General features: G+C 36.6%; 12 protein-coding genes and 1 CRISPR repeat array (1 of these 13 cut by a window edge). Of the genes, 2 read left to right on the forward strand and 10 right to left on the reverse strand.

Annotated features, from left to right (window positions below; translation table 11 throughout):
• Nucleotides 1-405: 405 nt before the first annotated feature.
• Together EFD62_RS15315 and EFD62_RS15320 are read right to left on the reverse strand one after the other, a co-directional pair.
• Nucleotides 406-2,103: a vWA domain-containing protein gene (locus tag EFD62_RS15315; protein ID WP_069196142.1), complete on the reverse strand. Its 1,698-nt coding sequence runs from the start codon at nt 2,101-2,103 to the stop codon at nt 406-408.
• Nucleotides 2,104-2,240: 137 nt separating this feature from the next.
• On the reverse strand, nt 2,241-2,981 hold the full coding sequence (locus EFD62_RS15320; RefSeq protein WP_069196141.1) for a hypothetical protein: 741 nt from the start codon (nt 2,979-2,981) through the stop codon (nt 2,241-2,243).
• A 316-nt stretch (nt 2,982-3,297) separates the two neighbouring features.
• On the opposite strand from EFD62_RS15320, the gene EFD62_RS15325 reads away from it, so the two are divergent.
• Nucleotides 3,298-3,987 (forward strand): hypothetical protein, encoded by a 690-nt coding sequence (locus tag EFD62_RS15325; RefSeq protein ID WP_069196140.1) that lies wholly within the window; start codon nt 3,298-3,300, stop codon nt 3,985-3,987.
• 540 nt (nt 3,988-4,527) lie between these two features.
• Nucleotides 4,528-7,950: a Kelch repeat-containing protein gene (locus EFD62_RS15330; RefSeq protein ID WP_069196139.1), complete on the forward strand. Its 3,423-nt coding sequence runs from the start codon at nt 4,528-4,530 to the stop codon at nt 7,948-7,950.
• Nucleotides 7,951-8,136: 186 nt separating this feature from the next.
• Here the strand turns inward: EFD62_RS15330 and EFD62_RS15335 are convergent, their stop codons facing one another.
• The 8 genes from EFD62_RS15335 to EFD62_RS15370 form a co-directional block, all read right to left on the reverse strand.
• A complete protein-coding gene (locus tag EFD62_RS15335) occupies nt 8,137-9,249 on the reverse strand; it encodes an SLC13 family permease (RefSeq protein ID WP_069196138.1) in 1,113 nt (370 codons plus the stop codon).
• Nucleotides 9,250-9,430: 181 nt separating this feature from the next.
• The gene (locus EFD62_RS15340) at nt 9,431-10,768 is read right to left on the reverse strand and encodes an NAD(P)H-dependent oxidoreductase (protein ID WP_069196137.1); all 1,338 of its coding nucleotides are present in this window, start codon (nt 10,766-10,768) and stop codon (nt 9,431-9,433) included.
• Nucleotides 10,769-11,108: 340 nt separating this feature from the next.
• Nucleotides 11,109-13,304, reverse strand: a complete 2,196-nt coding sequence (locus EFD62_RS15345; RefSeq protein WP_128706419.1) for a M56 family metallopeptidase — start codon at nt 13,302-13,304, stop codon at nt 11,109-11,111.
• A gap of 2 nt (nt 13,305-13,306) precedes the next feature.
• A complete protein-coding gene (locus EFD62_RS15350) occupies nt 13,307-13,669 on the reverse strand; it encodes a BlaI/MecI/CopY family transcriptional regulator (RefSeq protein ID WP_069196136.1) in 363 nt (120 codons plus the stop codon).
• Between the two features lie 133 nt (nt 13,670-13,802).
• Nucleotides 13,803-14,714 (reverse strand): NUDIX hydrolase, encoded by a 912-nt coding sequence (locus EFD62_RS15355; protein ID WP_069196135.1) that lies wholly within the window; start codon nt 14,712-14,714, stop codon nt 13,803-13,805.
• A 65-nt stretch (nt 14,715-14,779) separates the two neighbouring features.
• Nucleotides 14,780-14,935 carry a hypothetical protein gene (locus tag EFD62_RS15360; protein ID WP_162302524.1) on the reverse strand — a complete coding sequence of 52 codons (156 nt, stop codon included), beginning with the start codon at nt 14,933-14,935 and terminating at the stop codon, nt 14,780-14,782.
• A gap of 50 nt (nt 14,936-14,985) precedes the next feature.
• Nucleotides 14,986-15,441, reverse strand: a complete 456-nt coding sequence (locus EFD62_RS15365; protein WP_069196133.1) for an Hsp20/alpha crystallin family protein — start codon at nt 15,439-15,441, stop codon at nt 14,986-14,988.
• Nucleotides 15,442-15,730: 289 nt separating this feature from the next.
• Nucleotides 15,731-17,365: a class I adenylate-forming enzyme family protein gene (locus EFD62_RS15370; RefSeq protein ID WP_069196132.1), complete on the reverse strand. Its 1,635-nt coding sequence runs from the start codon at nt 17,363-17,365 to the stop codon at nt 15,731-15,733.
• 345 nt (nt 17,366-17,710) lie between these two features.
• Nucleotides 17,711-21,487: a CRISPR direct-repeat array (repeat unit 37 nt; unit sequence GTTTCAATCCTTGTTTTACTGGAAGTCCTACTTCAAC) (it continues 1,115 nt past the right edge of the window).

The following is a 21,487-nucleotide window of genomic DNA, read 5'->3' on the forward strand; positions in this document are numbered from 1 at the left end:
TCAACCACCTTCAGAGCCCTTCTGCCTTGTTCAGTGTGGGGGATGCCTCTGATGCCTGCAACATGCCGGCAGAGGCTCATTGTCAAGAGGACCGTGGAATAAATGCGGAACTTTGGTATATTCTTCACTTTTCAAGGTGCATTTTGTCTCGATAGTGGCAGGCCACATTTTTCATATGCTACTTTACACTATCTATCTACTTGTGCATAATTATATATACATACAAGCTTTTGAAACTTATTTATTTCTGTCAACAATAATTTTCTATTTACCGGATTTAATCCGCATATGTTCAGAACAGTATTGCTTTACCTACCCTTTTGACAGCGTTGATATAAAAATCTCCTCCTCGACTTTTGCTACTTATATTTCTTGCCAAGAAGGAGATATTTTGAAGTTCTTTAATTACATTTGGGCATTAAACAAACTTCCCAGTTTGTATACAACATCATCTGTATCTGCGTTGATACTTGCGGCTTCATTTATTTGCGAAAGAGTCTCTAGTGCCTTAATATTTGCGTTATACCCTATGGTATAAATCGGTATTCTAAAAGATTGCATCATATCTCTTATATCGTTTAGAGAGTGTCCGTAATTTGTGTCACCGTCACTCAATACAAATAGCATCAACTTGGCATTAGGGTTTTTGGCTTTTTCTTCTCTAAGCATTCTAGATGCTACGATTATTGCATCAAACATTGCTGTACTTCCGTTTGCAGTCAAGCTATCAACGGCACCTACAAATAAAGATCTTTGGTTTAAGTCGAATTTACCGATTGGAAGATTAATATTAACCTCTGTAGAAAAAGATACAAGCCCTATAGAAGCATCCGAACTTATATATTGGGAACCACTTATAAGAGATTGCTTTAATCTGTTGAGTGGTTCGCCGGCCATACTTCCTGACACATCGGCAACAAAAACAGCTACAATATCATTGTTAACATCCTTCTTTTCTTTCCAAAGCTTCTGAGCTTGTGTTATGGTTTCGCCACCAATATCCGATATTTCAGGCGAATACTCATCAAGCTTGTTAAAACCGTAGTCTGTTGCAAGCTCTTGTGATTTGGAATTTTTGCAGAATTCAATGAATTTATTTAGTATTTCTTTTTTCTCAGCAGTAAGATCTCCGATAGAGTACATAGGATTGTCGTGCCTTACGCCGAAAGGAGTAAAAATATAATTCTTTTTTAATTCCGGAGCATTTTCATAGGTTTGATACTCCAGTATAAAACCGTCAAGGACACCGGATTGGGCAGATTCCCTCATTTGCAAAGTGGTATAAGCTACGAAAGGAATATTGGTCTGAAATTTTTCAAAACCTTCAATAGCTTTATCACTCAATATGTCTTTACTATCAAAAGTACTTAGTGTTGAAACAAGAAAGTTCATTCCTGTAGAACTTGCAAAAGGGTTTGTATAACCCATTGCTATTTCATTTACTGCAACGGCCTCAGTAATATTTTTTAAGTTTATTGATCCATATTTATTAATCAATTCATCGTGCTTGCTCTTTGAAAGAAGTATTCCTGCAACATTGCCGGCAAGCCTCTTTTCTATAAGCGATATATTTGTTCCGCTGGATTTAATCATTTCTCCCCAAAGCTCATTAGAAGGTGTAAAGGCATCGGGAAGATATTTGCCGGAAATTATGTAGTCCGTTGCCTGTCCGGAGGCAATGCCCCTAATTCTGACAGAAACAGGTTCACCATTTACTTCTATATTGGCTTTGTTGAACTCCCTTGCCACATCAAGAAGCCATCCGTCTTTTTTCTCCCCCGTCTTTTCAGTAGAAGAAAAAATTTCTATAAAGCTGCTTGTCGTTGCTTCCACCTGAGGAGGATATTTGGAAATATCCGGCAAGGATTCCTTGAGATCCGGAGGGTCGATGTTTACTTGCCCCTTCCTAGCTTCAACAAAGTTTACGGTAACGTCCTTATAAAGTTTGTCTAATTTTTTTTCGGCGCTTTCTAATGATGTTACTTTTTGGCTTTTGCCCACATTTTGTGTTAAAGAAATTCCTCCATAAATAAGCCCGAATACCACTAAAGATATTCCCAGTATAATTACTATAGTTTTTAAGTTCTTATTACTTTCCAACATTCTTTAAACCACCCTTTCACTTAGTCTGCTTCTATAAATAAACCATTCAATTGCAATAAATATATTCTGGCACGGCAATTGATAAGTTTTTTTGAAATCACTATAATTATTTATATTACTTAATGACTTCCAAATAACTATCTATAATACTTCGATTTTTTTATCAATTCATCCATTTCCTTGATTTCCTTCATATTATCGATTTCTCCTGCCTCAAGAGTGTTGAATTTGGAAATTTCAAGCAAGAGTGCATCAAGCTTTATGATTATCTCTTCATTATCTTCTATTGCATTTCTTACAAAGGTAATGTATTCATTATATATATTTATTTTTGAAGTAATAACTTCGGTGGAAAACTTTTGCTGAGCAATATCCTGACGCAGCCTTTCATAGTCTTCCTCATCAAAAGCGCTTATTTTATTCAAAATACTTTTAATGTTGGACAAAAAAACATATTCAACATCAAAGATTGTTGAATTAAACCTTTCATAGACTTTGTCGATAACATTAAATTTTTGACTGAGCATGCTAAGTATCTTGTCTTTCTTTTTATTGATACGTTCAACCTGCTCTTTCATTGTAGTAATGCTACTGTCAAAAGTCTTCTTTCCATAGGATTGATTAAGTACAACAATACAATCTTTATAGTTTTTTATATCGCTTATCTTGATTTGAGGCGATTTTTGAGATAAGAGTGTGTAGTTTCCGTATAAAAAAAACGATAAGCTCAAAAATATTGCAGTACCCCCAATAGCAACACTTAACGGTTCGGAGCTATTTAGACGTATATTCATTAAGCCGGGTGAAAAAAGTATTATATTGATTAAAGCAATTCCAATATTTAAACCTGCAATTTTTAATATCTTTTTTGTCTCCACTATAATTTACACACTCCTGAGCTAAATTAATGCAATAAAATAAGTTAATGCAAATGCCTCAAAACTTTTACTAAATTTAGTATAGCATTAAAACCTTCGATTGTTAATAAAAATATGTCTAACTAATCCATTCAAATTACAATTGTTTCAATGCTTAAAGATATCAGCCTTTCGGTTTTATTATTTTCATTAGTGCAACTGGATATTTTTTATGAAAGCTTTAGATTTTATAATTGAAGAGCTGAACTTCATATGTTAATATGAAAAAGTAAATACCTATTTATTGCCTAGTAATGATTCTTGGAGGTAGTTTTAAATGACAATATGCAGATTGCAGATAGAAGAGGATATGGGGAAATTTTACCTTAAAAGAACGTTAAGAAATATTGCTGTAATGGTTATTTCTATTCTTCTTTTCGCTTTCATAACAGTTCCTTTATCTATAGTAATAGGAGAAAAATACAGCACTGATTCCCCGGAACAAGCTATTTACTTTTATGCGATATTTGCTTTATTAATAATACTAATAATATGTTATGTGATATGGTTAAGAACAACTGGGCGTGAAGAATTATGCCTTCAATATATTTTTGTAATTACTTCTTCAACTGACATAAGGGTTATTAATTGTTGTGATCCGTTGACACAATCGCTTATTAAAAAATCTCCATCCAGTGTTATGGATAATTTCGGTTTCTATGGCTTAATCTTTTCGTTAAACATGCAAACACGATATATGCTAGACTATGCATGGAAATTATCCTATGCAAGTAAATTCGATATAGTTGGTTTTCTTAAGGATAGCTTCGACAAAGGTGCACACTATCTCGTACCTGGCCGAAGTATTAATAAAGTAAGTAATCTCAAGGTACATAAAAACTATATTACTTTTAAAACTGTTGAAACATGTGATGATTCGAAGCAAAAAAAACATCGTTACAGAATAAGCAGGAAATTCACTAATTCTGACGAGCTTATTGCAGTGCTTGAAAACCTTCAAAGATAAAAGAAAATAATTCATTTTTGTAAATCTTTACTTATCATAGAACTTATAACTTTGATAATATAATTATGCAGAGCAAATTTAGAAGGCTCCAATGTTATGAAGTTCAGTTCTCGATTCAAGAATCTAAAGTTATTTCAAAAAATATCTAATTTCACAAAAGCTTTTTAGATAATCTAGTAAGACTTTCCAAGCACATTTTGATAGTTCTATTCTTTGGACTTTTGGAAAATAGATTCCTTTATCACCCCTTAAAACAAACCATTTCACAACATTTTCACTTATTATTCATTTTATTTCACTCACTTTTCTTTAGAGCACACTATAATAAAACTAATCTAAGAAGTCATTAAAGCTTCAAAATTAGGGATAGCTGTATAAAAATATGCAATTTACTGAACAACACTAATCGGTAAATCAAGCATAATCAAAAAGTATACGTAAAGGAGGTGTTTAAAGGATTAAGTAGATACAGATTTAAAATCTTTTGTTGTTCTTTAACAAATATCAGTTTTTAAGCCAATGAATTAAGGAGGTATTCAAATGAAAGCAAAGACTAAAAATTCACTTTCCAAATTATTTGCCTGTGCTACTGTCTCAGCACTCATCTTAGCTCAAAGTGCACCAATTTTTGCAGTAGGTAATCATTCACCAGAACTGGTAGAGCCAATTAGCACAATTAGCAGTTTAGAATCAGCTAGAAAAACATCACCAGACGAAACATTCCTTTCAGAAGATGATAAAAAATGGGTCATAGACAACATGATTAATACCAAAGATGTTAGATTAAACGATCTAGGCCTCGATAGGGTAAACAAAGCACGCACATCAAAAGGGCTTGGCGAATTAACAGCGTGTGTAGAATTTGGGCAAGAAGTAATAGATAGTTCTAGTAGTATTGACGAAGATAATCAAATAATGGCCTTATCGGGGACAGCAGCATCAGAAGTACTCCCTTCCAGTGTTGATAATAGTTTGCTTAACGCATTTCCTTCTATCAAATATCAAGGAAAACAAGGTTCATGCGTAGCCTTCTCTACCACATACTACCAAATGACACATATGACTGCTCTCATGAAGGGATGGAATACAAAAAATGATGGGTTCACAGACAAATTCTCGCCTAAGTGGACATATAATTTAACCAAATATGCCGGGTCTGGAGCAGCCACAACATTTCCGGCTGCTTTTGAATTGCTAAAAAACTCTGGTTGCGTGTTTTGGAGCGATTTACCTTATAACGGAAATGATGAGACAGATTATAAATCCTGGCCTACCGACCGGAATTTATGGGAAAAGGCACTAAATTATAAAATCGATAAAATGGGGTATATTGATTTCAGTGACGGTACTGAAACGCCTATTGAAAACGAACACGATGAAAGTCTAAATACTATCAAAAAAATGCTGGCTAATGGTTATGTACTTACCTTTGGAACTCACGTAGAATCCTGGACATATTGCTTGGCAGGAGATGAACGTGTATGCTATATGCTATCAGGCTCTGAAGGTCCCCACGCCATGACCATTGTAGGTTACTCAGATGATCTGACCTTTGATGCTAATTTAAACGGCACTATTGACCCTGGAGAAAAAGGTGCATTTAAAATAGCAAATTCATATGAAGACGAGTGGATAAGTGGAGGATACGTATGGCTTGCTTATGATGCCCTGAACAAAGTACCAAAAATCCCATCCAACCCTAATGTTTATCGTGGGATTATTACAGATCCTCCTGGAAGGGTGGGAGCAATCGATAGTAACACGTGCTTTTGGTTTAATGTAAAGGATAGTTATACTCCTAAACTAACTGCTGAATTGGAAGTAAGCCACAAATCTAGGAACCAGCTTCAGATATCCTTTGGTTATTCAACAACGGAAGATACAACTATCACTATGCCTTACTGGTATAAAATCATACCAAACGATACCCTAGCTTTTGATGGCTCAAATAGTGAAGACAAATATGCATCTCTGGTTATTGATCTAACCGATTTATACTCACTAAAAATAGATAACCCTAATGGTAACTGGTATCTTAGAATAGAAGATATAGTTGCTGATGGTATCCCTGGTAAAATAAAAAGCTTTAAACTAGTTGATCATGTGACAAGAACTGAATTACACTCAGCAATAACAAGTGAAATAAGTTTTGACGGCAATAAGATCGAAGTACCTATTTATTATACACGTGAAAAAACACCTTCCGCATCATGGTCTATACTCAAAGGCCAACAAGGTGGACGGTTAGATGCCGCTTATGTTTCACTCAACGGCATCCTTTATGTTATTGGTGGCATGGAAAGAAGGGGACAGAGCGTAACGTATGTTTCTAGTGTTGATGCATGCGATACCCGTACAACCCCATGGACCTGGACACAAAAAGCAGATACCCGCAACCTAAGAGGAGATCCAGAAGCAATTTTTTACCCCAAAGCCTATGCAATCAATAATAAAATATATGCTGTAGGTCAAGGTTCCGGATGGACTATTGTAGTTGATGAGTACAACCCTTCAGCCAATTCATGGGCTCGTAAAATTCAAGTCCCGTTAAATGGAGGAGCCTTAAACAGTGCAGTAGCAAATAACAAAATTTATATCTTTCAGAGATTAGCTGAAACTTCAATATTATATGAATATGATCCATCCACGGGAATACTGAGAGACGAAAGTCAAATTGCATCCTTACCTGAAACATATATTGAGTGCACTCTCTCCTCTGCCAATGGTAAAGTTTACTTGTTTGGTAGTGATACATTAGCCTCTAAGACTTCTGTATGGGAATACAATCCAAATACCAACATATGGACCAGGAAATCTGACATTCCTTACTCAAACATTTATACTGCAGTAACACTGAATAATAAAATTTACACATTAGAATATTATTCCGGTTCTGAAATGTATTATACCAATAGATTTAAAGCTTCATATATTAAAGAGTACAATCCTCTGGATGACACCTGGACAGAAAACCTTGATACACTCCCTATTTCCGGTACTAGTGACCTAGCTGTTCTAGACAATAAAATTTTATTGATTGGAAATTACGAACCAACTAATCCAAGTAGTACTAAGTTATATGCACTTTATCTGCCAGGCAAATGGACTGAAAAATCAAGTATGCCCTTACCAAAGGCTTATCATACATCAGCAGTCCTCAACAATAAAATATATGCTATTGGAGGTGTTGATAATAGCCTCTCGCCCACAAATACTGTTCAATGCTACGAACCATCAAACAACTCATGGACTCCAATAGCCAATATGATTGCACCAAGGTATCATGCAGCATCTGCTACATTGTCCGGCGCAATATATGTCGCTGGTGGAAATAATGCAAGCTATTTAAAAAGCATGGAAATATATAACCCCAGCACAGGAAATTGGTTGCCTGGAACAGATATGAATATCGCCAGAAGTTCCTTTGGACTAGTTTCTGTCAATGGAAAACTGTATGCTATAAGTGGTAAAACCAATGGTGGTGTCCGTACAAACACTGTAGAAGAATATAATCCCTCAACCAAACAATGGAAGCTGGTTGCTAATATTCCTACTCCTCGAGACAACTTTGCAACAGCTGTAGTAAATGGTGAAATATATGTCATAGGTGGATTCTACACAAATGGTACAAATACAAACGCCAAATGTTCAATTGTTGAAAAATATAACCCTAGCACCAATAGGTGGACAAGGGTTGCAGATATGTCTACGACTAGAAGTGGCTTATCAGCAGTTGAAGTAAACGGTAAAATCTATGCCCTTGGTGGCGCAGAAAACCTTGGAGGAAATACATATGTAACTGAAGAATATGATGTAGCAAGCAACAAATGGAAAACAGTTGCATATTCAGGTATAGCTAGAGAAGGGTTTACTGCATCTGTTGTAAACAATAAAATATATACAATGGGCGGATGGGATTCTACAGTAAGAATTATCGATATTGTCGAAGAGTTTATTCCATAAAGGTCCATTAAAATACTTTTCCAAACTCCTATAGAATAGGTCAGTAATTTCAAAAATATCAGGTGTAGATATCTATACCTGATATTTTTTGCCTCTTGATAGCTTACTTTTTGATAAACACTACTCCATTCACCTATTATACCAATTACACTCATTAATGTTCCCTCAGATAACTATTATATAGGATTAGACTATTAACGCAACTGCCATTAATATTAAAAGATAAAGTATATTTAATACAGTAAACCAGATAAAATATTTTCCTTTAAGTTTATTATAATTGTTTGAAAATATTTTATAGGATATCAAACTCGCCATAGAAGCAATTAAAGTTCCAAGTCCACCAATATTCACACCTATCAATAATGTTCGGTAGTTGTCCGTAAATTCGGATAACAAGAGGGCCGCCGGGACATTGCTTATCCCTTGACTGGCAAAAACGCTTATTATAAGCTCTCGTCCAATTACCAATTCCTGCAATGCTCCTTTAATAGCAGGTATATTTTCTAGATTTCCAGTGAAAATAAAAAAGCAAATAAAGGTCAAAAGCAAATAATAATCTACTGTTTTTAGAACATCCTTTTCCATTATAAAAACTACAATTAACACTAAAAACAGTACCACAATATAAGGTAAAATCTTAGCAACGCTCAAAAGTGATAAAACAAATAACACCAAATAGATTATGTTCTTTTTAAGCGGAACCTGTATTTTGGTCTCTTCTTTTATAACAACTGCTTCCTGTTTGCCCTTTATAAACAATAACGAAATTCCCAGCAGCAGTCCGGAAACTATTGTATAAGGAAGCATACATCGCATAAACTCCAATATGCCAACTTGAGATAAGTTATATAAATACAGGTTCTGGGGATTACCTATTGGAGTTAGCATGCTGCCCAGATTGGCGGCAATTGTCTGAAGAACCACCACAGGTATCACTATTCGCTCCTGTCCTGATTTTTTTAAGGTCAAGACAGCAAAGGGAACAAATGTGATAAGGGCAACATCATTAGTAATTAACATACTGAGAAAGAAACATAAGAATACTAATACAAAAGCCAATTGCCATACCTTTTTGGTTCTCTTAAGTAATAAAGTCACTAAAGCATCAAACAGGCCGTTTTTTTGAAGGCCTGCCATAACTATCATTAGACTTAACAGTATGCCTAGTACACACCAGTCTATATATCCCATATAAGCACTTGTGGGCGGAACAATAAAACTAGAAATAAAGGCAAGTATAGCCGCCACTACAAGAACAACTTCTTTTTTGAAAAATGCAATTACTTTGCTTTTCATATCTTTACACCCTTTACATCAACACAATGCACTCATCTATTAGATTTTTAATAATCTCAGCAACTCCCACTATAGAGTTCTATATGCCTATTTGTTAAGTTATTTTGTCAACTGCCAAACCACATCTTTTAACTTGCTTTGATAAGGTATCCGGACTTTATTCCTTATACACTTTCCAGTATCAAGACTCGTCCAAAACCTTCTTATACGGCGCAAGCATTCCTTCATTCATTTTATTTCCCATTTTAGACTTCATCTTTGGAGATGATATGAGAGCACCTACAAGATACATTTTTAACGCTGTGACTTTTTGCTTTTGAGGGAAGTCATATATTCCATGTTTTTTGTAGAAGCGATGATCAGCCTTCATCAAACCTCGCATAATCCAGATAAGATCCCTGAAAATCTTCATTCCGCCAACACCATAGAAATTTCTAGGCTGGATGTATTTATTAGCGATTGCATAGTCAAGCCTTGCAGCCAGTCTGTCTATTTCTGCATCAGGATTTGCTTCGTCACACGCAACTCCTGCAAGAAAATTCCCCCCAACCTCGCTTCGCCCTTCAACGATCATCTGCAGATTAGCCTCTGACGAATAATTTCCACTAATCAGGTATCCCATAGGCATACCCATAGTCACTGTTCTATGACCATTACAAAACTGCCTGTCATCATACATTTTAAAAATGGAGCCCATAGAATGATCCTTAATAGAAAATGCATATACTATAGCATCTGCAGTCTGAATATTGTTACGCAGAAAATCATCAAAACCATCCTTATAAATGCATTTTCCTGTAGCCGCACAATTAAAGCAGCCTAAACATCCTCCATGAAAAGGGTACTGGGAAATATTTACAATACGACTCTTATACTTAAGAACCGCTCTAAACCTGTCAATCATATCACTAAGCTGCTTATCGTCCTTAGCACAATCTGTAATTATAACTACATCTCCACTCTTTTTATCCTGACTTGATGTAACAGGACTAATCGGAAGATGGGTTGGAGCCATCGTACCCTTTGGAATAGTTTCATATACATCATGCTTCATGCTCCAGCACACATACTCAAAAAACTCCTTTGCAGTTTTTCGTCCATCTTCAGTAAGAAGATCATCCATATCCGCAGATAGTCCCCTAACGTATTTCATGCCAAGATCCTGACAATTCTCCTGAATATACTTATGTGCAGTGACATCATAAAAGTGTTTGGAAGTAGTAATCTGAGTAGCAAATTTGCCCGACACACTAATGCCGGACGCTTTTAAAAGCTCTATAAACCGATGTAGCTGACTTGGTGCAATAAAGGTATAAACAGGATAAGAGAAAATAATCAAATCTGCACCTGTTATTGCTTCAGCGGCGGTTGAAAAATCCTTTTCAAAGGATCTAATGTTTTGACCTACACGAAGAAATTGAAATTTGTGCTCGGGAAACTTCTTTTCCAAATACAATGAAGTTTGCAATGTAATGCTATATTCGCCTTTAGGGCTACCGTTTAAAACTAAAACTTTCATATTCTACCTCCTGTACTTTCCCTTTTCTTATTATTCTATCTTCTAGCAAGTACAATCTCCGTAGGTAACTTTCATTCCAATATTTAGGTTTTCTCAAGATATACTAATGCTTATCATCAAAATCGAGCTGTATCCCGATTCCTCTTACAAAGGTACCAGAATACAGCACTAATTTCCCCAAAGGTCGGTAAACACCACAAAATTGCATTACGTAAAATTATAAACCATTCGTAGGACATTTTCAATAGGATAGTAAGAATTTTACAATTAGCAATATACAGGCCTAAATCCACAATGTGGCTTTGGCCTGCATATTTACAGTATCTAAATATACTTATTTTCACTGCACCGAGAATTCTATCTCACCATAAGAATTGACAAGAGTTGCATCTGTAATACCATTTTTCTTTAAATGCTTAGAGAGGTTATCATTCATCAGATCGCGGATATCCTGATAATCCGAATAATGCTTAAGGATTTTATCTGCTAGTCCTTTGATTTTCTTACCCGATACCGGCATTGTGCAATATTCCCTAATAGAAGAAGCAAATTCAGCGCCATCCCTTGCTTGCTCGTATTTCTCAAGGACATACCTGCCGTTATCATCTTTGCGATAGGTAATTGCCACCGGAACAATGCTGCCACCTTCTTCCGATAGAGCATTACCAAAAAGCTTATATCTCGCACTGTAAGTGGTTACAAACACCTTTAGCAGATTTTCTTCCTCATAGCTTCCGAAAATTTTTGGGGCGACAACCGTGAATCCTCCCCTTTCAGGATCTGAATTCATCTCAATTTCTGTGTCATAAACAAGCTTTTCTATTGGATCCTTACCGTCATACTCATAATTTGGAAGTTTTATTTCCTGACGGATTGACAGTGCATTATACCATTGCTGTGGAGACAACGATTCATCGGCAACGTTATTTCGTGCTCCCAAAAGTTCTTTACACAGTAGCATCATGATTTCGCCCCGAAGTCCTTCAGCATTACCAGCCTCAAACTGCGAAAGCATATATTGCAAGGCATCTTCACCACCATACTTGAAGAAGTTTTCATATTCGTTCTTATGGGCATTGATATAATCCTGTGGATTGGAAGATTCTTTTGGTGATGAAAGTATAACGCTTAGATTGACTTCTACAAACTTTTTAATGTCTTTATTTTCGCCAATATTATATGTGCCACTAATTAGCTTGCTAAGTTCTTCTTTGCTTTCGGCAAAATCGCGTACATCTTTTCCGCATTGATTATTCGCCCATTCCCGCGTGTACTGTATAGAATATGGGGCTAACCCATCATCAATCCTGAAATTGATATATTCAACATTTCCAATCAGAGCAAACATAATCATAGCATTATTTTGAAATTGCTGCTGGTTTACTTCACCACTATATAATTTTTTTGTTTCTGCATCTGTTTTCAGATTTACAGCTACTCCAAAAGGCTCCTTGTCAGTAAAAAGCTCAAAGGAATCATACGCTATGTCTTCAGGAAACGTTAATAAAAAAATGATACTTCCGACTTTTGAGTTATTGCCTACATATTCGGTTTTATTTTTTAGAAGCTGCGACAAAAGACTATCATCATCAGGTTTTGCGCTAGCTGGATTTGTTAATAGACCAACCCCAACGGCTATGGCTACAACTAGTGCAGTACCAATCAACCAAAAAGTTGGTTTTTTGTAATTTAATACATTCTTGATTCTGTCCTTTACATTTCCCTCGCCAAAAGCCAGGGGACTTCCATTTAAAATATGTCTTCCGGTTGCAAGCGACAACAACGAAGTAGCATAAGGCTTTTTAATATCTTCATTCATTTCTTTCAATACTCTTTCGTCACAGGAAAGCTCCATATCCTTGCTCATTAACCTGAACGCAATCCATACAAGAGGATTAAACCAATGTATAGATAATATTAAGAAAGCTAATATTTTAATAATATGGTCTTTGCGCTCGAGGTGGACCTGTTCGTGCCGCAAAATATATCTTCTTTCGTTGGCGTCAAGTCCAACCGGTAAATATATCTTGGGATTTAATATTCCAAGTACAAAGGGTGTTTTCAAATTCTTAGCTTCGAAGATATTCTTCTCTATTAGCTGTGCGCTTTTTAGCTGTCTTTTTAATTTTAGTACTGATGCAAAACTATAAATAAGTAATGCTACTATACCTAAAATCCAGATATATGCTCCTATTATTGCAAAAATTTGTAGAGGGTTTACACTTTCCCCAATGGACGGTGAAGGAAGTGATTTGCTCACAAAAGAATCTATTACTTCTATACCGCTATCAATCTTAGGGCTTTGCTGATAGATGATGTCATGAGGTATTGGCGCAGCATTCATATTCCGCGGCATAAGACTAAACATACTTTCAAACGAAAACGGAATTATGAGACGAAAAGCAACCACTCCCCATAGGGCATAGGAGATGAATTTTGGAGCCTTTTTTAGTATTAGTCTGGCAAGTATGACACATAGGATTACATAGCTTGCCGTAAGGCTCATGTTTAAGACAGATAGGAATAATTCACCCATTATTACACCTCCTTGTACTCATCAATCAACCTTTTCAATTCTTCAGCCTGATGTTTGCTAATTTTTTTACCGCTGATAAAAGCTGTTAAAAACTTCGGCAAAGACCCTCCAAAGGTATCTTCAACAAAAGTTACACTTTGCTTGGCATAATATTCATCCTTTGTAATTAGAGATGTAACCACAGCATTTTCATTTTGAAAAAAGCCCTTTTCACATAGCTTTTTGAGTACCGTATATGTTGTGGATTTTTTCCAATTCATTTCTTTTTCACACAATTTAACAAGCTCACCAGAACCAATCGGCTCGTTCTGCCAAATTAATTCTGCAAACCTTTTTTCACTTTCAGCAAGTTTATATTCCTTCATGTTAATCCTCCTTGGTCTATTCAATATCGACTCTATATTATTAGTCTATAACAAATAGACCAAATAGTCAATGGAAAAACGAATAAATATATGGGATATCAAAGAAGTATGTTTGACAAAAGCTTACTTTATGTTATTCGGAAGCATCGCTCCAATTTGGATTGAACCTGAACAGCTTCGAAGGCCTATGCCCTGCATCTTTGGTATATTCATTTGTTTCAATCACCATATCGGCTATCTTTCTTCTGAAGTTGGCTTTTAACAGCTCCCTATCCAAGATCACCTCGTATACCTGTTGAAGCTCCGTCAAAGTAAACCTTTCCGGCATAAGGTTAAAAGCTATATCCGTATACTCAATTTTATTGCGCAGCCTTTCAATGGCGTACTCTATAATCTTTGCATGGTCGAAGGCGATACCGTTTGACTCAACGACTTCTCTTTCCGTTCTGGATATTTTACCCTCAACAGTTTTTACAGTCTTTATAACCGCTGAAATATTATCCTCTTCGTTGGATAGCCTTAAGTTAAACAATCGTTGCAAAATATATCCCTTTTCGGTTAGAGTTTTCTGCTCCTGATATAAATTACATGATACAGTAAACCATTTTGCATCATCTGCATCATCGTTAGCCCTAACATCTAGATTGGAACTGTCCACCAACGCCATATAGGAAACGCTTATCACCCTTGTGCGCGGATCTCTGTCCACATCTCCCCAAGTATAAAGCTGCTCCATATATATATTGTCAATATTTGTCTCCTCTTTTAGTTCCCTCAAAGCTCCTTCTTCCACGCTCTCATCCATTTGTATAAAACCACCGGGAAGAGCCCATTGTCCTATGTACGGGTGGTCCGCTCTCTTAATCATCAATAATCGTAAAACCTTTTCTGGAAGCTTTCTATAATTCTCCTTCTTTTCATCAGTCACTGTAAAAATCAGCATATCCACTGACATTGATGGCCTCTCAAATTTGCTTGCGTCATAAGCTGCTAAAAACTGCTCCTCGGTAAGTCCTTGCTTATTAAGTATTTTAGATTCGCTCATTGTTTCACCTCGAATTTGAAATTTGAACTTTGATATTATCATTATGTTAGTATCATTATATTCATTTAGCTCAACTTTGTCAAGACCTGGCCAAATCCATTTCTATTCCTTTTACTTAGCTCTCCGACCTCTGCATTAACCGGCCTTAAATAAAAGCTCGGCATATCGAGTCCCTTCGCTTTTGCTTCTTTCATTTCACTCCAAGAGGCTAAAAAATCCAAACAGGCTCCACCTACACGGTAGAGCCTGCTCCCTTTATTATTATTTGCCATTAAGAAATATCAATTCTTTTTCCTTTTGAGCGATTTTCTTCTTTCTTCGGCAATATCAATGTCAAAACTCCCTTTTCATGTTTTGCCGTAATCCTGTCACTATCAACATTCTCAATGTTAAAGGACCTTGTCATTGAACTTGCCCTTCTTTCTTTCCTTAGATAATTATCCTTTTTTACCTCTGTCTGCTCATCCCATTTTGTACTTATTGTAAGTGTGTCGCCATTGACTTCAATATTAATGTTCTCTTTATTTATTCCCGGCATATCAGCTTCAAGTACATATTCTTTATCATTTTCACTAATATCTACTCTCATCTGACTGCCACCGCCGTAAAATGTAGGAAACATCCCGCCATTGAAAAAGTCATCAAAAAAGCTGTCCATATCGAAGAATTCTCCGTTTCTCCTTTGAATACCCATTCCTCTTCTGCCAAAAGGTACTATTCCGAACATAAATAACACCTCCAAATTTTTTATATCGATTATTTGACCTTTAAGCATCTCTCTATATTATTTATACAATTTCCCGGTCAGAATATCAACTTTCGACTTTGACTTTCTTTGACTTTTAATTTATATTCATGGTGATTGAACTCTATTTTCTTTATCAATCTCAAAATATCTCGGTCTTTCTATCTAAATCTATTTTCCTTTTGTTTTCGGAGAAAAAACAAGAATGGCCTTGCTGTAAATATACCAGTCAAAGCCATTCCAAATTAAAATATAACATAAAAGGTATTTATCAACTCTCTATTTCGGCCCCTACCAAGCCTGTCACACCGTACTTCTCCCTCAAGCGGGGCTTTTCAATCTTTCCGGTAGGATTTCTCGGAACTTTATCAAAAATAATTTTTCGCGGACGTTTGTAACGCGGCAATGAGATACAAAATTCATTTATCTCTTCTTCGGTACACTGGCAATCCGGTTTTAACTCTATGATAGCGGCCGATATTTCTCCCAGACGCTTATCAGGCAGTCCAATGACCGCTACATCCTTGATTGCTTCATGTGCCCGGAGGAAATCCTCAATCTGTACGGGATAAATATTCTCTCCTCCGCTGATAATTACATCTTTCTTACGGTCTACCAAGAAAATAAAGCCATCTTCATCCATTCGGGCCATGTCTCCGGTCAGAAGCCAGCCATCCTTGATTACTGCTGCAGTCGCTTCGGGATCCTTATAATAGCATTTCATCACACCAGGACCCTTAACGGCAAGCTCTCCTACCTCTCCCTGACTTACAGGGCATCCCTTTTCGTCTAGTATTTTAGCTTCCCAATTATAACCCGGCACACCTATGGCACCTACTTTATGTATATGCTCAACTCCTAAGTGAACACATCCTGGTCCGGCAGACTCACTCAACCCATAGTTGGTATCATAAAGATGATTCGGAAAATACTTTTTCCAACGATGGATCAAACTTGGCGGCACCGGCTGTGCCCCAATATGCATAAGTCTCCATTGGGAAAGATCATAATCTTCAAGTTTCACATCTCCCCTGTCGATGGCATCCAGAATATCCTGTGCCCATGGAACCAAAAGCCATACGATTGTAATTTTCTCTTCGGATACGGTTTTTAATACCCATTCCGGCTTTATCCCTCTAAGCAATACTGCTTTGCTACCGGCCAAGAGACTTCCGAACCAGTGCATCTTCGCACCGGTATGATAAAGAGGCGGAATACATAAGAAATTATCCTCACGGGTTTGTCCATGATGTTTTTGCTCCGTATAGCAAGCTGATACTAAGCTACCGTGGGTATGTAAAATTGCCTTTGGAAACCCAGTTGTTCCCGATGAGAAATATATTGCTGCATCGTCATCATCTGTTATTTCAATGTTTGGTGCTTCGGAAGAACAATTCGCGGTGAGACGGTCATAGTTTTCAGCAAAAGAAGGACGATTTTCTCCTGCAAAGAACAGTGTTTTTACTTTAGGTATTTGGTCATAAATATTTTCCACACGACCTATAAATTCCGGACCAAAAATCAAAGCTATGGAATCGGATAAGTTAAGGCAGTATTTTATTTCCTCGGCTGTATAGCGGAAGTTCATTGGCACCGCAACAGCACCAGACTTCAATATTCCGAAATAAATCGGCAGCCATTCCAGACAATTCATCAAAAGTATAGCCACCTTATCGCCTTTTTTAATTCCTCTTTTTATCAAGAGATTTGCAAATCGATTTGCTTTCTCTTCAAAAACACGCCATGTCATATCTCTCCGGTATTCCCCTGCTGGATTGTTTTCGATGAGTTCGTACTCACGCCATATGACATTATGGCTTTCCTGAAGATCGAGATTAATCTCTGTCAGGCATTTTTCATGACCGTACATCGCAGCATTACGCGATAAAAATTCAGTGATGGGCATTTTCTTTTTCCTCCGTTCTACCAACACAACCTAAAAACTGTGCATTTATTTTAATTAATAAAGCCATACTACATAAGTAATAAAAGCTACTATAATTATAAAGCGATGAAAATAATTAATCAATAGCTTAAATTTTTTTAACCGCAGTAAATTCATGAGCCCACGTCCTTCAATATGGTCACGTTCTCTAGGAGCTTTTGCTAGGTAAATACAGGAGATAGGTGTAGTAATAATGGTAGGAGTCTGTATATGCCCCTAAAGGCTTTAGTGAGAGATTTAGATAGGCATAATAACAGATTACGATATGACTCTTTCTTTTTTTTAATATGACATTTTCACGACATTATTGACATCCTTGTTTTACTGGAAATCCTACTTCAACAAACAATTTCTGTAGAACACACAACGCGCCGAGACTAGTTTCAATCCTTGTTTTACTGGAAGTCCTACTTCAACGCAAGCGTACAGGAAGGAACTTGGAGATAGACTATAGGTTTCAATCCTTGTTTTACTGGAAGTCCTACTTCAACTGGAAGTGGATTAGAGATATGACTGAATTAAAGCAATGTTTCAATCCTTGTTTTACTGGAAGTCCTACTTCAACCCCAAAAAGTTTGCTTCTGCCATTGCTGCTTCAAGGTTTCAATCCTTGTTTTACTGGAAGTCCTACTTCAACCCGTATGTAAAACAATGAAACGGAGGTCAAAATGAAGTTTCAATCCTTGTTTTACTGGAAGTCCTACTTCAACTCTCATCTCAAATGTATACAAATTTATTCTTTAATTAGTTTCAATCCTTGTTTTACTGGAAGTCCTACTTCAACGAGGCTAAAACACAAAGAACAGTGGAACAGCCAGTAAGTTTCAATCCTTGTTTTACTGGAAGTCCTACTTCAACTTCTGCTCCCAGAGCTTCCATAATCATGTCTACTTGTTGTTTCAATCCTTGTTTTACTGGAAGTCCTACTTCAACGTATAATCTATTGAGCGGGCTTATACCTAATACTTTGTGTTTCAATCCTTGTTTTACTGGAAGTCCTACTTCAACTAATATTTCTGACCATGAAACTGGATGTTTTTGTACGTTTCAATCCTTGTTTTACTGGAAGTCCTACTTCAACTAATATTTCTGACCATGAAACTGGATGTTTTTGTACGTTTCAATCCTTGTTTTACTGGAAGTCCTACTTCAACAGTATGTACTAGAATCAGATGGGGGTGAAGTTGAGGAGTTTCAATCCTTGTTTTACTGGAAGTCCTACTTCAACCTTCTAAATAGCTATATTTTATTCGTCAAAATAATTGTGGTTTCAATCCTTGTTTTACTGGAAGTCCTACTTCAACGTCAACAGGAATAAAATAAGCTACCGTCTGCAATATAGTTTCAATCCTTGTTTTACTGGAAGTCCTACTTCAACTAGATTTCTTAGGATTTCCTGTAAAATTATCTTCTTGGTTTCAATCCTTGTTTTACTGGAAGTCCTACTTCAACCTTTTTCGGTGCTATAACTAGCACCTTGTTAACTTGTTTCAATCCTTGTTTTACTGGAAGTCCTACTTCAACGACGAACTTCCAATGAAGGTATTCAAACCTTATATATGGTTTCAATCCTTGTTTTACTGGAAGTCCTACTTCAACTATTGAAAATGTGTTCTTGATGGGTTTAAAAAGTTGTTTCAATCCTTGTTTTACTGGAAGTCCTACTTCAACCCCCTTACCCCCCTTTCCTCTTATGGAATTTTCGTAAGGTTTCAATCCTTGTTTTACTGGAAGTCCTACTTCAACGAAATAGTGGTTACTGTCCCATCTTCCAGCGTTACATGTTTCAATCCTTGTTTTACTGGAAGTCCTACTTCAACTTGCATATTTTAGATGTCTCCTTATCGCGATTTTAGTTTCAATCCTTGTTTTACTGGAAGTCCTACTTCAACGAGTTCATGTTCAGTTTGGATTCTGAAGTTGAATAGTTTCAATCCTTGTTTTACTGGAAGTCCTACTTCAACAAATATCAATAACTTACCGGACAACCACCCAATATTGTTTCAATCCTTGTTTTACTGGAAGTCCTACTTCAACCTGTTTTGCCGATGTGGCTAATAAGCTGTTGTGCTTTTGTTTCAATCCTTGTTTTACTGGAAGTCCTACTTCAACAGGTACTAGATGACCTCAGAGAGGAGGGAATATAATGTAGTTTCAATCCTTGTTTTACTGGAAGTCCTACTTCAACGAGCTTCTTAATGGAGCTCTATGACCACTTAGTTGGGTTTCAATCCTTGTTTTACTGGAAGTCCTACTTCAACGGCATGGGATAGGATTTTTAAGGCTGGAAAATCCTTGTTTCAATCCTTGTTTTACTGGAAGTCCTACTTCAACTACAGTAATAACAGCGGTTAGGGCATCCGCTTAAAGGTTTCAATCCTTGTTTTACTGGAAGTCCTACTTCAACGTATCAAGCCTTGGAACACCGTCCCAAACAAGAGACTCGTTTCAATCCTTGTTTTACTGGAAGTCCTACTTCAACTATATGTTAAATGTAAAATTATAGGATACATTAAACCTGTTTCAATCCTTGTTTTACTGGAAGTCCTACTTCAACTCTACAGCACGAGGGCCAATACATGAGCCTTGATGCCTGTTTCAATCCTTGTTTTACTGGAAGTCCTACTTCAACGACAAGAGAGACGATACCTAGCCGGAGAGAAGCGAAGTTTCAATCCTTGTTTTACTGGAAGTCCTACTTCAACTATCCCGTTCACTGTTTGAATACGTATACAATGAAGGTTTCAATCCTTGTTTTACTGGAAGTCCTACTTCAACTGCAAAGTTGGAGTATTGCTCTGGCTGCAATTTCACGTTTCAATCCTTGTTTTACTGGAAGTCCTACTTCAACTCGCCCTTAAGCATCATTTCGCGTTTCTTGGACAGGTGTTTCAATCCTTGTTTTACTGGAAGTCCTACTTCAACGGAAAGTGTATCAGATACATTACCGTATATGAACTTGTTTCAATCCTTGTTTTACTGGAAGTCCTACTTCAACTGCACCGTCAGCGTCAATTTGAGAACAATGATCTGCGTTTCAATCCTTGTTTTACTGGAAGTCCTACTTCAACATCACTTTTGTGATAGTGGCATTATAAAGTATGCTGGGTTTCAATCCTTGTTTTACTGGAAGTCCTACTTCAACAATAATTACCTCCTTTAGATTCTTATCTTTATATAAGTTTCAATCCTTGTTTTACTGGAAGTCCTACTTCAACGATTACAGCTCTTGAAAATGCAAATGCTGCAAAGGAGTTTCAATCCTTGTTTTACTGGAAGTCCTACTTCAACACTTCACAAGGAGGCGATTGACGGTAATTATGTAGCGTTTCAATCCTTGTTTTACTGGAAGTCCTACTTCAACTATACAAGTTATAAAGAAGTTATGGAATATAATAATAGTTTCAATCCTTGTTTTACTGGAAGTCCTACTTCAACTAATTGGACAATTACAGGTGAAGATACCACTAAGGGTTTCAATCCTTGTTTTACTGGAAGTCCTACTTCAACGCTATATCAATATAACCTGTTCTGATTGCACTAACATGTTTCAATCCTTGTTTTACTGGAAGTCCTACTTCAACCAATTGAAAGGGGATTAGATAAGCAAGGAATATGCTGTTTCAATCCTTGTTTTACTGGAAGTCCTACTTCAACTATGTAGTATTTAGTGGAACAGGTAATCTAGTAGGGTTTCAATCCTTGTTTTACTGGAAGTCCTACTTCAACAGTGAATTGATTACTAATGCTGTATGGGAGACTACATGTTTCAATCCTTGTTTTACTGGAAGTCCTACTTCAACACCTCAGACATATACGCACATCTTGACGAGGCGTAGTTTCAATCCTTGTTTTACTGGAAGTCCTACTTCAACTTATTGATTTGGTACCCAAAGAATATAAGTTTAACCGTTTCAATCCTTGTTTTACTGGAAGTCCTACTTCAACAAGACCGGTTATGAAATTGTAATCCTACCAATAACATAGTTTCAATCCTTGTTTTACTGGAAGTCCTACTTCAACATGGATATTATTTTATAATCTCCTGTTCCACTTTGAGTTTCAATCCTTGTTTTACTGGAA

This window comes from Acetivibrio mesophilus (genome assembly GCF_004102745.1).
In the GTDB taxonomy this organism is placed as follows: Bacteria; Bacillota; Clostridia; order Acetivibrionales; family Acetivibrionaceae; genus Hungateiclostridium; species Hungateiclostridium mesophilum.